This is a genomic window from Gimesia sp., assembly GCF_048260065.1.
GTDB lineage: Bacteria > Planctomycetota > Planctomycetia > Planctomycetales > Planctomycetaceae > Gimesia.
Genome location: NZ_JBLXHC010000001.1, coordinates 620,905 through 637,985 on the forward strand (window position 1 = coordinate 620,905; position 17,081 = coordinate 637,985).

The window sequence follows — 17,081 nt, forward strand, 5'->3', positions numbered from 1 at the left end:
GACAGTTCGTCTGGTTCACCTGCAATTATTCATTGTCGCGAAGTTGAGATGCCCTAGAGCCATCTTGGCCCACGGTACGAGTCGAGATGACGGGGGCCACCAAAGTGATTACTTGATCAGAATTTTTAATTCTACAGCTGTCAATGTGAATGCATTTGCAATATGCACCTCACAATTCTCCTAGTCTGCAAAATCAGACAATAACTCTATCAAAATAGGGTTCATTATTTTTTACTATCCATGTAAAGTGTACACGTGTTGGCTGTGTCTGTTTTTTTCTTGACTTGATGAAGAATAGTACATAGGATGAGATGGTTGAATAGGGGGAGTGGGGCACATGGGTGCCTTGTGCGTATCTCAGAATGTAGCGGCAGGGGCACGATGATGAAGAAATTGTTACCAATCGCAGGACTTTTATCTAGAAATTTACTAAAAAGCCCCCTGCTATCCGCTAACTATCTCAGAGCTTGCAGCAGTGCAGCACTTAAACCTGCTGTTGTGAAGAATGCACCAATTTCTTTGCATATTGAACCAACGACTGCATGCAATCTGAGATGTACGACATGTGATAGAACGCATGCCTCTGACTTAAATCTTGGCACGATGTCTTTTAACGTGTTTAAAGAGATACTTGATCAATTCAATTATCTTATGGGGTCTCATCATGTCCAAACTGGTCTGCTTTTGACCGGATTAGGAGAACCTTTTCTTAATAAGGACATCTTTCGCATGATTGAGTATGCCAAAGAAAAAGGAATCTCCTATGTGCACACTATTTCGAATGGAACTGTCCTCAACAATGAAGCAATCATTCAAAGTGGGTTAGATCATATTTCGTTTTCCATGGATGGTGCAACAAAAGAAACATTTGAGAGCATTCGCGTAGGAGCTAAATACGAAAAGGTAGTCTCATCACTCAAAGACCTTATAAGTAGACGGAAAGTTGGTAAACTGCCATTTATCGATTTAAATATTACGCTTCAAGGTAAAAATCGGAATGAACTCAATAGTGTAGTTGACCTGGCAGCTGAAATCGGAGCGGATCGAGTATCAGCACGCATACTCAATTCGGATTTTGCACATGATTCACTACAAGCATTGGGAGAATCCTCTGAAAACATTAAGACCACGTCGGAATATGCACGAGCAAAGAACGTCGAATTCAGGTATGCAGACAATGATACGGATCCTTGCGTCTACCCATGGATATGGCCCTATGTGACATGGAATGGATATGTGGTACCATGTTGCTATAAATCAGATCCTAGAAAATTCAATTTTGGAAATATTCTCGAAGAGTCTTTTGAGAGTATTTGGAATGGAGAAAAATATCGGCAGTTCAGGAAAGCACTCACAAGTGAAAACCCTCCAGATATGTGCAAAAACTGTCCCAAGTGCCCCACTAAAAAATCAGGGTCGGATAAAGTAGAGCTTAAGATACTTGATTAACGTATTATCAATTAAAAATTGTTCTATCTAAGATTAAACTTCCCGATCAGTAAGATTAATCATTATAGTTCTTTTCGATATACCGTGTACTAGCAGTAGTTGCATGAAGAGCTTCTTGCTCATCCCCGACTGGCAACAATGATTCCAACTACGATTAAAGTTAGCCCAATGCTTTTGGCTAAGGTAATTGGTTCTTTGAATAACAATGCGCTGAGAAACATCACCAGTACAAAAGCCAGGCTCATAAATGGATAAGCGTAGCTGAGAGGTAATCTCGTCATGGCAGCCATCCAGAATAATGATGCTATGAATGCTGCGATAAATCCACTTATGATATAATAGTCCAGCAGCAAACCTAACAAAAACCAGATACGGTCTGTGAAAATAACAGGCAGGTCACCATATTTTCCTATCCTCCATTTCAGGATAAGCTGTCCATAAACCGTGAAGAGAATTGTTCCGAATATCAGAAAATAGTTCATTGTTTCTTTTCAAGTATTTAAAGGACGGATTCACTCCATCTCAACGTGTATTAACTCGGGTAGTTTATCGGTTATGCTGAGCATTTCATCCAGCGTGTTAAAGCGCAGGAATACGATTCCCTGTTTCTGAATGAGATGATTATCGATTTGCTCTCCTGGCTTCCACCATAACATCTGGTCAATGATATGGTGGTCTATTTCCGGACTGACAGTAACATTTTTAATAATTCCATTCTGGTATGGCATGATACAGTGGCGAGTATAATAGCCACTGGTTTCAACTGGTTTTAAATCGTTACATTCCATACCGGATGCAGCGCGAACTATATATGCGGGATAGTCAATACCCGTAGCATGTTTAACGAATTGAATATAGAGATCTCCCGGTGCACGGCGGCATATTTCGATGATAACTGGTTTATCGCGTTGCAATATATATTGAATATGGAAAATCCCCGTTTTGAGATTCAGCAGAGAAGCAATTCTTTCTGCAGTGGCACACAGGATTGAAGAGGTGTTCTCTGGAACGTTTGCAGGAGTGGATGCTGCTGAAACCAGATAAGGGTTGAGAAAATAGTGTTCGTTATCATTAAAGAAGAATACAACTCGTCCATCTCTCAGAAAAGTCGAAAATCCATGTCGAGTCCCTTCAATAAATTCCTCAACCACAATTCTTTTTGCACGAGAAATTTCAAAAGCTGATTCCAGAACAGGCATAGCATCTTCAATGTGATCAATTCTGGATATTCCCTTACCACCCGTGAGATCGACTGGCTTGACTATTACCGGAAAATCGAATTCAGAGAGTTGTGCCATTGCAGCGTTGATGGAATCAAATCCTTTCGCACGTGGTGAAGGTATATCATTCTCAATGGCAAAAGCGCGATAGCGATCTTTATGATGGATCAGTAGCGAAGTTTCATAAGAATCATGTCCCGGTAAATTCAGTTGTTGCGCAATGTAAGCAGCAGTGATTGCAGAAAAATCATTACAGGAAGCACAGATGGCGTCGATCTTTCGAGATTCAGCCAGTTGCAGCATGGCTTCTTTATCAGAAAAGTCCTGCAAGCAGCACTCGTCCGAATATCGATGTCCCAAATCGTCTGCGCGATTTCCACTGGTAATTACGTGAAATCCCATTTTTTGTGCTGCCAGGATCAGCGGAATTTCAGCATAGCCTCCCCCTGCAATGAGCAGTTTTCTTTTAACTGACATTGGTAGACTCACCGGGAATAAAAAACATGACTGTTTCAGTGACACCTTCAGTATAGTGTCTTAAGTAGACCTGATAGTCAGAACGAAAAGACAGAATCTTCTGAGGGATCTTCCAAAAGTCATCAGGACGGTGATAAACACAGATTGCCAGTCTGGGATGGTACTTGATGATACTCTCTTTTGCCCCTTCAATCGCACTTAATTCCTGGCCCTCTATGTCCATTTTTAAAAATGTGAATGAAGTATTTATCAGATTATCGAGACGATCCACTTTAATGAGGAGTTCTCCTTTGTCACTCACCTTTGAGGAAGAACCTTCAACAGAAAAACGTAATGTATCTGTCTGATTGGATAATCCAGAATCGTGGAAAGTTATATTAGGGAGTCCAGCAAGATTTTGTTTTGACTGAATCATGTTTTCTGGTTCAGGTTCAAAAACATGAATTCCAGCATATTCGGGACACTGTTTGATGAATTCCAAGCTGGTCTTCCCATCAAAGCAGCCCACGTCAAGAAATGTTTCCTGTTCCGGTTGTAATTGCAGAAAGTCTTCAAAATATTGTCGATATTGAATGTCAGCAAAATCCTCCATGTAGGATAGGTTGCTTGACAAGCGAAAATTGATCAGATTCGAAAATTCAATTCTTGATCGCTGATCGACTAAAAGGCTATAAATCCAATCAAACTTTTCTCGGTTTTGTTTGAATTCATCTAAGAATTCATCCCAGAATAGGACAGGTTCCAAATCAAGTCCCGAGTACTTTCGGAATGCAAAATAATCGATGTTATGAATGTTTCTGCTGTCCAGTTTATGTTTTACTGTTATTGGTAGAATTCCCACTATTGTCGAAAGCACAATAGCATTTCCAGGAATCAAATTTAAATGAATGATCGGTTTTCCTAAAAAAAACTGATCTTCTGTGAATTCATCAATGAAGCCATCTACTTCAATTTGCTCTGCAACACTTCTTGCCCATTGATTGCGCCCCAGGATATATCTGGGATGATTACCGTCAACAAAATTCTTACAGAGAGTAATGATATTATGATCTATCTGTTTAAAATGTTTCACGTTTATCATTGCTCAGAGGTCTTTACTGGTACCCAGTTCTGGATTTTAGAAGAGTGTGTCATGGCTTTGAACATAATGAGTCCCTCGAGAGCATGTTGAGTTTCAAAAACATATTCGCGAGTCTTTTGTGTGCCTGTTTTCTTGAAAACACGAAGACTGTCAGCAATATCACAATATAAATTTCCAAATGCTTCCAGGAATCCAGCTGGATGCCCCGACTTGAAGCGATTGTATCTAGGTAAATGTGAGACTCCCACTTCAACACTGGCTCGGTCCAGAATCATTTTATGACCACGGTTATCGTGGGATATCAGAAATTCCGGTTCCATCTGATGCCATTCGGCTGAGCCTTTTTCACCAAAGACCCTGATCCGCAAACCATTTCTGTAGCCGAGTGCTGATTTGCTGAACCAGATGTTGCAAGTCAAATCATTTGAATATCGGGCGATGCATAAGGAATTGTCAACGACTTGACTGAAGCATCCCAGGCTGCTCTGAAAAGCGACCAGTTGCTGTGGCTTCTCGCCGGAAATAAAATCAATGATACTATGGACATGTCCACCCAGATCCAGTGACAGTGTTGGTAAATCATCATCACGCAGACGCCATTGCTGCGGAACCATGGGGTTTCCGTCTCGATTCAGACGCGAATAGCCTTCCTGTGGCATCTCGATATGAATCTGTTGAATCATACCCAGCTGATTATTGTCGATCTGGTACTTGAGCTCCCGCAGCATCGGATACCCTGTGTAGTTATAAGTTACAGCTAAAAAGCCATTGTGTGCTTTTTGTACTTCCTGAATGTTGATTGCGTCGGATATCGTACTGGTCAATGACTTTTCGCAAATAACTGCATAACCCTTCTTGAGAGCCTGCGTGACTGGTTCAAAGTGGTCCGGTGTGGGAGTTAATATAACGATGGCATCCAGGGAACCAGTTTCCTGGTCCAGTAAGTCAGAAAAAGAAGCGTAATTTCTTTCTGGTGAGATCCCCCAGCGTTCTGCTGTCTGTCGATTGATCTCCGGGTCTCGACTGAAACATCCAGCTTCCACTTTAAAGAGACCATCCATCTGCGAAGCAATGAAATGGGTTGTGCCAACTGCGGAATTCAGGCCACCTCCAATAAATCCCAGTTTGAAAACATCAGTCATCGTAAGGCCCCATTTCAAAAGTAGTTGAATCTATAATGTAAAGGGGCCTTCTTTTTACTTCGTCGAAAATTTTTCCAACGTAGACTCCAAGCATGCCAATGACAGAAATAATTAATCCAGTCGTTAAATAAATAGAGGCGATTAAACTTGTCCATCCAATTACGGAGATCCCCCAGATGAGATATCTGAAAACAAGCCAGATCACGACCATGAATGAGATACTTGCGATCAAAAAACCAAGGTTGACAAACATGACTAATAATTTATTTGAGTGAGCAACAATACTGCTGAGGGCGAGACTGAGCATACGGTTGAAACTGTAGCTGGACTTACCATAAGGCCTTTTCGCATGTTCAACAGGAATTTCAATTCTGCGGAAACCGACCCAGATCGCAAACAGGCCAAAAGAACGGTTCTGTTCTTTGAGTCTGGTAATACTCTGAATCACCTTTTGAGAATAGATACCAAAATTTCCAATGCGATGATCTACTTTTGAATTGGTGAAATAGGCAAAGGTACGAAAAAATATTTTGGAGCACAGCTTTTTGAAATAAGTATCTTGTCTCTCCTGACGCAAGCCAACAACGACATCATAGCCTTCGATTGCCTTTTTGTATAATTTATGAAGTTCTTCAGGTTGATCCTGTAGATCACAGTCCATGACTACAACCCAGTCACTCTTTGCAAAGTCAAGTCCAGCGGTAATCGCATGGTGCTGACCAAAGTTACGTGAAAGGTTGATCCCTTTAAGGCGACAGTCTTTTTCAGCTAAGTTATGGATAATCTCCCATGAGTTGTCTGGGCTAGAATCATTGACCATTATAATTTCAAACGAGTCGGTGATTTTTGATAATGCGTCAATCAGTCTCTTGTAGAGTTCTTCCAGATTGCCACTGGCTCCATAGACTGGGGTGACAACGCTGATATACGGAACTTGTTTTGATGCTGAACTACACATTGAATCAATCTGGTAATAGATTCCATTAAAAAATATATCAGCCTGAGAAAAATTAACTCACTGGCGTGTGTGCTTATGTTATTCAGGTTTTATCTAATAAAATTTAACTATTGCAGAGCATTTCTTGCTCTGAGAACCTCTGTTTGAGATACAGCAGTATTTTCTAAAAGAAACTGTTGTATTTCATCGACAACTCGCTGTTGTTCTTCTGTTGTAATTTCGTAATAGAAGGGGAGTCGCAGCAGGCAGTCTGCTGCCTGTTCGGTCACTGGTAGATCACCGTGTTTGTAATCCCAGGTTTTTCCCATTGGAGCGCTGTGTAAAGGGACAAAGTGAAAGACTGCGTGGATTTGCAGTTTCTTCAAGTGATTCAGTAAGCCATCGCGCAGAGTTTTATTCGGGAGCAGGATGTAAAACATATGGTGATTGCTGAGACAGTCTTCGGGGACACAGGGGAGACGGAGTTGCTGATTGTTTTCCAATGCCAGGAGGTTCTCGTAATAGAAATCAAAAATCTCTTTACGCCGCTGATTGATTTCATCAAACATTTCGAGTTGTGCATAAAGAAAGGCACAGTTGATCTCACTCAGCACGAATGAAGAACCAATATCACACCAGGTATATTTATCGACCTGTCCCTGGAAGAAGGCCTGTCGATTGGTTCCTTTGTCCCGGATGATATGGGCCCGGTCAATCAATTCTTCCGAATTGAGACAGAGCGCTCCCCCTTCGCCACAGATAAAATTTTTCGTTTCATGAAAACTGTAACAGCCCAGCTGTCCCAGCGAACCCAGGTATTTCTGGTTGTATTGTGCGTTGACTCCCTGAGCCGCGTCTTCGATGACTTTGAGATCATATTTTTCAGCGAGCGTGAGGATCAGGTCCATTTCGCAACTGACGCCTGCATAATGCACGGGCACGATGGCTTTTGTTTTTTCGGTAATGGCCTGTTCCACCAGACGCGCATCGAGATTCAACGTGTCGGGGCGAATGTCGACAAACACCGGTTTGGCCCCCGCTCTGACAAACGCATTCGCTGTTGAGACAAATGTGTAAGCCGGCATGATGACTTCATCGCCCGGTCCGATGTTCAGCAGCATCGCTGACAGTTCCAGAGATGCTGTGCAGGACGGAGTCAACAGTATTTTCTTTATTCCAAAACGTTCTTCCATGATACTCGTGCACCGTCGTGCAAACTCCCCATCCCCGGAAATATTGCCGAGAGTGACTGCCTGGGCAATATAATGGAGTTCTTTCCCTGCAATAAATGGTCTATTGAATGGGATTAACGAGTTCATACAAAGTGTATCCGTTTGTTAACATCTGTAATATTGGCATTACCGCCCTGATGGATAGATCCTTCAGAGGATAGGGAAATCTCTATGAAACAAGGTTTAAATAGCAAGAATGATGCCAGAGACAGAGGTTGTCTTGAGACTCTGCAGTTGTTGATGAGTAATGAATCCGAATGACTGAACAGCAGCAAGCTTATGCATGGCAGGATCAATCACAATTAGTCTGTAATATTCCTGCATCGGATATTCTTGAAACAGGTACATCTTTTGCAGCTAGCGAGCTCAATGATGTGATTACGTTCAAATAATATCGATGGCAAAATTGTCGTCATGTCTTCTCAAAATTTAGAAATGTAATGATGAAATTGTTTAACTGGTGTTACAAGTCAGCTGGGATTTGGGCACTGGGAATTACAATATGTTTATTTGGATTAACATTTCTGCTGATTACACCAGTCTATGATCAACCAGATGACGCCACGATGGGACTGGTTGTATCAGGGTATGGAAACGTCGCCGGGCCTGACGAGCATTTGATTTATTCCAATGTCCTGATTGGACTGATTCTAAAGCGGCTGTATCTGACTGCACCGCTGGTCCCCTGGTACGGTGCGTATTTACTGTTGGTACAGTTTCTGGCGCACTGGATTCTGCTTTATGCGTTGTTGCTGCTGAACCGTGATTATCGCTGTGTGCTGGGATATGTCCTGTTTTATCTGGTCGTGGGAATCTACTGCCTGACGCATACTCAATTCACAACGACTTCCTTTCTGGCAGGGATGGCTGGACTGGCGGTGATTTTATCGAGTCTGTTTCTGGATTTGAAAGGACCGCACTGCCGCTGGCTGAAGTGGATAGGAGCCGCACTCCTGATTGCAGCCAGCCTGATACGTTATCCCTCGTTTCAATTACTGATCTTCGCAAGCCTGCCCGTATTACTGTTTACCCTTTATCATCTTTTCAAAAGTATACATTTTAAAAAATATCTGCTTCCCGGGGTAGTTGCTGTTATTGGCGTTCTGGGCTGTAAAATTTATGATACACAGTACTATCAGCAGGATCAGGACTGGCGAGAGTTCATGGAATTTCATGCCGCTGCTGCCGACGTCAGTAACTATGTCCTTGTCCCTTTTGAAAAGGAGACCAAACCTGCATTTGATAGTGCAGGCTGGACTTTCATTGATTATCTGATGATTCGTAACTTTATCTATCTTGATCCCGTTACGTATAGTTCAGAAAATCTTCACAAATTTTCAAGTCAAAAAAAAGAATTGAATCTTCGCAAGTATCCTCCGGTGATGCAGGCTCGCGCGATTGCCTTTAAGGATGCATTCACTGACCCTGTAACCGTGATCTGTTTTGTTGCAGCATGCTTCTTTGCATACCTTAACAAGAAAGGCGTCTGGCAACGGTCTGTGATCAAGTGGCTGCTGATGTGGAGTATGCTGATTATGATCGGGTTGATCATTTATAAAAAATTACCCGACCGAGTTTATATTCCTTTAAGTGTTCTGCCATTTTATTTCTCTCTACTGTTGAATCTTCCTGAACTTGTTTCAAACATGAAAAAATGGAACTACAACAAAGCCCTGGTGGTTCGTTCGGGAGTGTTGCTTTTATTTCTCGCGGCAACATTCTCTGTCTGGAAGCAGGTTGGTCGAGCCGACAGGAGGTTAATTCATAATGCAGGATTCAAAAGTGACTTGATTAAACTGAAGCATATGCACCCTGAAAAAGTCTTTCTCGCATGTTGCACATTTCCTGTTGGGTTGTTTCTTCCTCTCGAAAATCAGTCGGAATATCGCGGGTTCAAATGTCTGTATCTGACGGGGCGGCAGGGCTCTCCCCTGTTTCAGCAGAATATGAAAGCTTATGGCATTCATTCACCGTATACAGAGCTGTATGAAACTGACCGGCTGTTATTAATTTCTCACCCGAAAATGATTCCTCTTTTAAAATTGTATTTCAAACAGCATTACGACGTTAAACTGGACTTTGAAAAAATCAATGCGGGAATATATTTTCATGTTTATCAAATGAGTCTTCCTGAGACCAAAAAGAGCAGTAAGAATGATACTGCGTACTCAGTCAATCAAAAGTAAAACAGGATTGATTAACCGGTAAACTTTTTTGTCACCGACACATCTTAAGCTACATCTAAGCTACCTCATCAGAATTCTGGGCGCTTGTTCTAAAATTATCAGCCAGATGAAATGCTGATAAACATTGTTTCACGATTTCTGGTGTCTGAAAAAAATGGTCAACCAGGTTCAGATTCGAGTAACGGATGAGACAATGCCACAAGGTGGTCGTATTGAATGGAGACCAGTTGATTACTGGAGACTCCGTATTGGGATTAAATACATCCATTGCTGATCGCGGTTGTTAAAAAAGTAATTGAGTAATTTCGTTTAAGTCTCTGCATGATCAAAAGATAAAACGAAAAGTGTGCAAATGTGTATTTTGGTTTAATAGTTTGTATCAGGTTGTTAAGTATTTTTACCAAGTACAGCATTATCTTCGCGTTAAATCCCTTTTGGATAAAGACATAGCTGAACATCTCATGAAATGTGTTGTTGGGTATAATAAATGCTTTACACAAAGTGAGTCGCTATGTCAGAATTTAGGGGATGCGAAGCATGACTTTGTCGTTTCGGAACTGAACAGTGCGTGATCGCACTCCCAACTGCCGTACCAAATGAATCCGGAAGCGAGACAGTTCCAGAAAGTGCTCCCTCCAGAAAGCTCGTATCCAAAAAATACGATTCTGAAATACCTGTCAGTATCGACCTGCTTTTAAATCAGTTGAATTTAAGTTTGCGGGAATCTGTCAAACTGAAATTTAAGATACATTCAGAAGAGTCAAACTAAAGTGCTACTAAGAAGGTCATGCAGTTAAATGAGCATCGCTGTAGATGAAAATATGACCGCTACTGATACGAGCAAAAAAAATGTAACGGAACAACCGCCGAGTTACATTGAAAGCAAAAGCAAATCTTCGTGGACAGTCTGGTTACTGGTTACTGTCATAATAGTGGCAGGTCTCGTCTTCAGGTTCATGCTGTTAGATGCATTTTTTCTGGACTTTGATGAATCGATGCATTTCCAGGCAGCCCGTGAAACATCGTTGTACGATGCATGGGTTGCCAGTCGGACTTACACGCATCCTCCATTGGTATTTCTCTTTTATCATTATTGGATTGCCTTAGGCGATTCAGAAGTGATGCTCAGGCTGCCATCTTTACTGTTCAGCGTTCCTGCTCTGGTTTTCAGTTTTTTATGGTTCAGGGAAATACTGGGAGAACGACCGGCTCTGATCGGGCTTGCCTTTCTGACGTTTTCCACACCGATGATCCACCTGGGTGCCTTAATGCGTGGCTATATGCTGTTGCTGACTTTCATCTTTGCCGCTTTGTACTTACAGGAACGATTTTATCAAACGCGTTCATTGTGGGCTTTAGCCGGAAACTGCTGTTGTCTGGTCTTGGCGATGCTGACGCACTACAGCACTGCCTGGCTAATACTGGCTCTGGGATTACTGGGATTATTACGTGTCGTCTCAGGTACTTTCACAAAACAGATGATTATCGGCTGGGTGATCTCACAATTCGTATTACTTGGTGTCTGTCTGACATTATATCTTGGGCACGTTCGTCTTTTTTTAAATAGTACATCCCGGAATGACCTCTGGGAGTTCTGGTTGTCTGACAGTGCCTATGATCCAAACACAACACATCCGGTATATCTGGCGATGATGAGGGCTATGGAATATATCCAATACCTGTCAGGCCCCTTACGGATATTCATAATCGGTCTACTCATCACGGGTATTTATATTTTGTTCAAGAAAGGAGTACAGGAGAATCGTTCAAAGTGGGTCGCCTTTGAGCGAGGAATGCTGGTTCTCATTCCATTCATGGTGGCAATGCTTCTGTTCCATTTGCGTATCTATCCGGTTGGACACACACGACATTCGATGTGGCTGGTCCCATTTGCAGGATTAGCCGTGGCTGCAGGAACATGGCCATTACTCAAGCGTCCCGGATTGATCAAGAATGGTATCGCTGTCGTGCTCATACTGTTATGGATTGATTCTTTTGCCTATCCGAATGTCTGGAATCTCAAAACCACTCAGACTCCTCAAATGGCACGCGAAGTAGTAACGGTAATTGAAAAGACTATCCCTGCCGGTGCAACGATTCTCACTGATGACAGCACCAGGAATGTTCTCGAATACTATCTGGTTGGTCGTACTGTCGTACATGGGAAACCACTGGCCAATGGTTACACGGAATATGAAATGGGGGGGTACCGAGTGGTCACAATACCGAAGTTTCATTTTTATTTATACAACATTGAAACAGATTGGGAGAACTTCAAAGACGTTTTTGGTCCGGATTCCACAGAACCGCTGTGGCTCGTATATCTGGGATTCGAAACGAGCGACGCCCAGACCTCAAATGTATTCAAACGGTTTCCACCCGGGAAAATAATCAAACGCGCCAGTTTTCTTGATAATCAGATTTTGCAGGTTCAGTTTCAGACTCCTTGAATTAAGGCAACTATCCATTCAGCAGATAGATCATACAGTTTTGCTGGAATTCTTTAATGTTCATTGTTTTGCTACAGGTTTAATCAAAAGGCCATGTCACAACTTCAAGCTTCGCACAAATTTCTGGTGTATGTTGTTGCTTATGAAGCAGAACAGCATTTGTACGATTTATTTGAGCGAATTCCTTTTGAATTATTCAATCGTCCTGATTTTCATTTCCTGGTAAGTGATGATGCGTCATCAGATAATGGTCCGGTTGTACTGAAGGAATGGCTGGAAGCGCATGAAATCCACAACGTGACGATCTTGAAAAATCGAGCAAATCAGGGATATGGAGGAAATCAGAAAATCGGTTTTCGCGTTGCTGTCGATAATGGTTACAGTTGTTTGATCCTGCTGCATGGTGACGGTCAATACTCTCCCGAATTATTACCCGAGTTTGCACGTGTCTGGAACGAAAACGAACCGGATGTCATTCTGGGATCGCGCATGCATTCGATTCAAAGCGCCCGAAAAGGTGGCATGCCATACTATAAACTTCTCGGAAACCGGATTTTGACAACGTTTCAAAACCGAATGACCGGCTGGAAATTAAGTGAATACCATACCGGATATCGCGGTTACTCGACAAAATTCCTGGCCAGTGTTCCATTCGAAATCAATACAAATGATTTTCATTTTGACACAGAGATCCTGCTACAGGCGGCACACGTCAATGCTAATGTGGTGGAAATCAATATTCCAACATTTTATGGTGACGAAGTCTGTCGTGTCTCCGGGTTCAAATATGCATGGAATGTATTTACCGCAACTCTGCAATATAAAATGCACCAGCTTGGTATGCTATGCTCCTTAAAATTGCGAAATCTTTCAACAGGCAGATATCGCGATAAGACCCAGGCTGACTATTCCTCGCATGCGCTGGCGTTGCAGATCCTGGAAGAAAGACAGGCAAAACAGATTCTGGATATCGGTTGTGGTCCCGGACACATTGCCGCCCGCTGTGAACAGGCAGGCATGCGGGTGACTGGGATCGATCGTGCAGAACCACTTCCCGGTTCGATGTCTGATTTTTATGTCGCGAACCTGGAACAGGACGAATTGCCCGTTTCAATTTGTAATTACGATACAGTGCTGTTGATGGACGTAATCGAACATTTAGCAGATCCTGAAGAATTTATGCTGGGAATTCGAAATCAAGCCCATGATCAATTCTCTGAAGTTGCTGGTGATCAGGATTCTGGAAGCGTCTCCTTACAACTGGGGTCGCAGTTTGATTCTGAACAACTGGAAATTGAAGAAACAGAACCGTCTTTGCCGGTCTTTATCATTTCCACTCCCAATGTCGCATTCGCTGCTGTGCGAATCAACCTCTTGCTCGGGCGTTTTAATTACGCAGAAAGAGGAATACTTGACATCACGCATAAACGACTATTTACACGCAAATCTTTATTGCAGATGTTAAATGATTGTGGATATGAGATTGAACGTGTTCGCGGAGTGGGAGTGCCATTTGCAGCTGTGATGCCAGGGCGAACCGGGAAATGTCTGGGCTGGATAGCAAATTGGTGTGCCAAAATCTGGCCTTCACTTTTTGCATTTCAACTGCTGGTAGAATGCCGACCTCGTCCAGGGGTGAAAGATGTTCTGCGAAATGCGATTCGAATTCATGAACTGTCACATGCAGGGCATGGCGAATCTGTTGAAACAGCGGAGCCGGAAAATCCATCGTATAAGTTTAAATGAAAACCCAAATATTCAAATCGGGAATACAGAAACTGATTGATCTCAAATCAGAAATTCTAAATCTAACCTCTGTCTGTAATGGTTGAAACATGAAGTGGGAGCGTTTTTTAAAACAGATTTCATCACATAAGCTGATTACGGTGATCGTAATCGTGTTTGCCGTGCTTTGCAGTGCCCGGTTAACTGAGCTCTTAATGTATAATCCCGATAGCGCAGACTATGTGATTATGGCTCGGGGACTGATAAATGATTTCGAATATCGGCAAATGTATTCTCCCGGAGAACCTTACTTTACTTTACGTCCACCAGGTATGTCACTCCTGTTGATTCCTGCTGCTTTGATTGCGCCCTATGACGTCATTATGGCAAAAGTGATCGTTTTAGTGACTGCTGTCTGCATGCTGATCCTGTTTTATGGATTGATGTGCCGATTGGAAAACTCAAATTCGGATTTAACTCTCGAACAAGCCAAGCGGATTCGTTGGCCTCAACTTCTGCTGACACTGATGTTTGCCACAAATCCGTATATATTGCTTTATTCCACATTGATGATGTCTGAAGTTCCATTCACAGCCTGCACTCTGGCTGTTTTATTTCTGATTGCACGTGATTCTGAAACAATCTCGAAGCGACAGTTGTTTCTGCTCACATGTCTGCTGATGTTTCTTCCGTTACTGAGAACTATTGGAATCAGTCTGGTAATGGCGTTGGGGGTGTGGGCCATCACCAGCCGTAAACGCTGGCCTTATCTGATCAGTGTCTTCTGTTCCGTGGCAGTAACTGGCGGATGGATGTTACGGAACAGCGCATATCAATCAGTGAGTTATTCATCCGTCTTGGTGAATGAATTCAAAAAGATTGGTGTCCTGGGAATGCTGGTGAGCATGGTCAATCGGATATTAAGTCACTTTGAAGGACTGTGTCAGAAATTCTTCCCCGGAATGCCGGGAGAATATCCTGAATATGAACGAGTGGTATTGAATGATAATTTCGTACTTCCAGGGCATCAGATAATTTATCTGCTGGCAAGCCTGATTCTCATTTCCATCGCCGTTTATGGTATGCTCAAGAAATGGGATAGAGGAGGGGCTGTCAGTTTTTATTATCTCTTGTTTACATTTATGATTCTTGCGGTCTGGCCTTGGTTACAGTTGCGGTTTACTCTGCCTCTTCTACCTGTGCTCCTGGCATTTTTACCTTCAGGTATGGTGGCATTGGGAGCGAACGCAAAGCCGTTTGCCGTGCTGGGGAAACGTGTGCTGGCCGGCGGGTTGATTCTGGGATGTGTCTTATTGGGAATCACGCAGGTTGGCACAGATTACAGGCTGGTTTATGCGAATCAGAAGATGATCTCGATGGGGGAATCGTTCTATGAAACTGAATATCCCGGGTTTAATTTCTGTAATTTCGTGGCTGCCGGTAAATGGATTGAAAAAAATTCGGAACCTACGGACCGGGTAATGACCAGACGAACGGATACCGCAATCAGCTCGCATCGCTTCCAGCAAACAACTTATCTGGAGAAGTTAGATATTGAACAGCTACATCAGCAGATTCAATCATTCTCAGCTAAATATCTGGTGTGTTATAATCGAAACTATGTCGGCGCGTTTAAATGGTATCTTCTCGATTCTGATCCGGTTTACCGGCTGACACCCGTCTATTCACAACAGGGAATCATGGTGATAGAAGTTCAGCCAAACTATGAGGGCACAGTCCGTCATCAATTCTGGCGAGAAGACGAATCAATGGAAATTGCAAGGCGGGCATATGAGAAAAACCCAGACCAGTTATCCTGTCAGATCGCGTATCTCGAACAGTTACAGGCTGTACAGAAATATGATGAATCAATCAAACTGATTGAAAAATTTCAGAAAAAACAGATTCAGGATGTTCGCATTGCCTGTCTGTTGGGGTGGTCTTATGTGGGAGTCAAGCAGTACGAGTCAGCATTGGTGGAATTTAAAAAAGCTTCACTGATGCCGAATTCAAAACTGCATCGAAGCAATATCCAGCGCGGTTATGAGTATGCGCAGAAACAGTTGAAACAATTAGCTGATCCAGAAAAAGAAGACGGGGAAAGTGACCCTGCAAAAAATCTTCGCATCGCTGAGAATTACTGGAAACTGGCGCGATATGAACATGCAATGAAATTTGTGCAGAAAGTATTCGATTCTCAAGAAGCAACCGACCAGGATCGGGATACTGCTTATCTCTTGCAGGCACGATTGTATTTGCTGAATAGTCAACCTGATCAGGCTCTGGCAGCGTTGAAGCAAATTAGTGACTCAGAGAACGAAGCGGCAGCGACACTGCTGACCTTGATTCAACAGGAGCAGTACTTTAATGAGTTCTTCACCGGACAGAGCAGATCACAGGAATTTGAAAATCAAAAACTGGATTCGGCAAAGCGAGATTCCATCCTGAAACTGGCAGCGCTCTATGAAGCAGAAGGGGTTCCCGGAAAAGCGCTCAGACTGCTGGAGCGGGCACATGCTTTGGACCCGGACCAGACTGAAATCAGAAAGCAACTCGCGAAATATCAGTTGTTCTATAATCTGCTCACCCAGGCGGAAGAGAACTATCTCATCCTGCAGCAGGAGTTTCCGGATGATCAGGAGATTCAGGACAGTCTCGCTAAAATCGAGCAGCTCAAAATCACTCCCCATTTTTAGTCTTGCTGACTCGTAATGATATCCCGGTCGTTCATATTCACTTGGAAATGAACTGGAAATGTTGTCTGGAATTCCTGTCGCCTGAGGACTCCAGGGGGGATAACCCGTGAGCCGATTCTGCAACGACCCGTAGTCTGAAACATGAAATTCCTGTGATGCGTTGCGTGAAATGCCCAGTTTGATATTTTGATAAAACCCGGTCTTTGCAGGAAATGGATTCTGGCGAAACTGTTTCAATTATGCGAAACTGAAGCAATCGGGTTCAAAATCTTCTTCTCTCAATGCATGAGTTCTCTCTACTGTCTCTATAACCGTATCAATACAGCCTGACTGGCATCATTGCGGGAAGTGGCGTGCGTCAACTGACAAACTAAGGTGCAGGTAAAGGGTCAGTTTCTGGTTTATTTAAAACTACTTCTGGGGTATTAATGCTGACTTAAAAGTACGAGAAACGCTATCGATAGGTGTGGCAAGATTTAGAATGGT

Annotated in this window: 12 protein-coding genes; 6 read left to right on the forward strand and 6 right to left on the reverse strand. The window is 42.9% G+C overall.

Features of this window, described 5'->3' with window-relative positions; all coding sequences use genetic code 11:
• Positions 1-381 precede the first annotated feature (381 nt).
• Positions 382-1,449: an SPASM domain-containing protein gene (locus tag ACN0YN_RS02190; protein WP_417383340.1), complete on the forward strand. Its 1,068-nt coding sequence runs from the start codon at positions 382-384 to the stop codon at positions 1,447-1,449.
• Between the two features lie 119 nt (positions 1,450-1,568).
• Here ACN0YN_RS02190 and ACN0YN_RS02195 read toward each other — a convergent pair whose 3' ends face one another.
• The 6 genes from ACN0YN_RS02195 to rffA form a co-directional block, all read right to left on the reverse strand.
• The gene (locus tag ACN0YN_RS02195) at positions 1,569-1,931 is read right to left on the reverse strand and encodes an EamA family transporter (protein ID WP_417383341.1); all 363 of its coding nucleotides are present in this window, start codon (positions 1,929-1,931) and stop codon (positions 1,569-1,571) included.
• 30 nt (positions 1,932-1,961) lie between these two features.
• On the reverse strand, positions 1,962-3,146 hold the full coding sequence (locus tag ACN0YN_RS02200) for an ATP-grasp domain-containing protein (protein WP_417383342.1): 1,185 nt from the start codon (positions 3,144-3,146) through the stop codon (positions 1,962-1,964).
• On the reverse strand, positions 3,136-4,218 hold the full coding sequence (locus ACN0YN_RS02205) for an FkbM family methyltransferase (RefSeq protein ID WP_417383343.1): 1,083 nt from the start codon (positions 4,216-4,218) through the stop codon (positions 3,136-3,138). Before ACN0YN_RS02205 ends, ACN0YN_RS02200 begins: the two co-directional genes overlap by 11 nt.
• Before the next feature lie 5 nt (positions 4,219-4,223).
• The gene (locus ACN0YN_RS02210; RefSeq protein WP_417383344.1) at positions 4,224-5,369 is read right to left on the reverse strand and encodes a Gfo/Idh/MocA family protein; all 1,146 of its coding nucleotides are present in this window, start codon (positions 5,367-5,369) and stop codon (positions 4,224-4,226) included.
• Entirely contained in the window at positions 5,362-6,327 is a 966-nt protein-coding gene (locus ACN0YN_RS02215) for a glycosyltransferase family 2 protein (protein WP_417383345.1), read from the reverse strand. The genes ACN0YN_RS02210 and ACN0YN_RS02215 overlap by 8 nt, the downstream gene beginning before the upstream one ends.
• A gap of 107 nt (positions 6,328-6,434) precedes the next feature.
• Entirely contained in the window at positions 6,435-7,625 is a 1,191-nt protein-coding gene (gene rffA, locus ACN0YN_RS02220) for a dTDP-4-amino-4,6-dideoxygalactose transaminase (RefSeq protein ID WP_417383346.1), read from the reverse strand.
• A gap of 170 nt (positions 7,626-7,795) precedes the next feature.
• Here rffA and ACN0YN_RS02225 point away from each other — a divergent pair, with 170 nt between their 5' ends.
• The 5 genes from ACN0YN_RS02225 to ACN0YN_RS02245 all read left to right on the forward strand — a co-directional run bounded on the left by ACN0YN_RS02225 (position 7,796) and on the right by ACN0YN_RS02245 (position 16,595).
• Entirely contained in the window at positions 7,796-7,930 is a 135-nt protein-coding gene (locus ACN0YN_RS02225) for a hypothetical protein (RefSeq protein ID WP_417383347.1), read from the forward strand.
• A 513-nt stretch (positions 7,931-8,443) separates the two neighbouring features.
• Positions 8,444-9,724 carry a hypothetical protein gene (locus ACN0YN_RS02230; RefSeq protein ID WP_417383348.1) on the forward strand — a complete coding sequence of 427 codons (1,281 nt, stop codon included), beginning with the start codon at positions 8,444-8,446 and terminating at the stop codon, positions 9,722-9,724.
• 956 nt (positions 9,725-10,680) lie between these two features.
• On the forward strand, positions 10,681-12,174 hold the full coding sequence (locus ACN0YN_RS02235; protein ID WP_417383349.1) for a glycosyltransferase family 39 protein: 1,494 nt from the start codon (positions 10,681-10,683) through the stop codon (positions 12,172-12,174).
• A gap of 93 nt (positions 12,175-12,267) precedes the next feature.
• A complete protein-coding gene (locus tag ACN0YN_RS02240; RefSeq protein ID WP_417383350.1) occupies positions 12,268-13,920 on the forward strand; it encodes a glycosyltransferase in 1,653 nt (550 codons plus the stop codon).
• Between the two features lie 89 nt (positions 13,921-14,009).
• Positions 14,010-16,595 (forward strand): tetratricopeptide repeat protein, encoded by a 2,586-nt coding sequence (locus ACN0YN_RS02245; RefSeq protein WP_417383351.1) that lies wholly within the window; start codon positions 14,010-14,012, stop codon positions 16,593-16,595.
• The last annotated feature ends 486 nt before the right edge of the window (positions 16,596-17,081 follow it).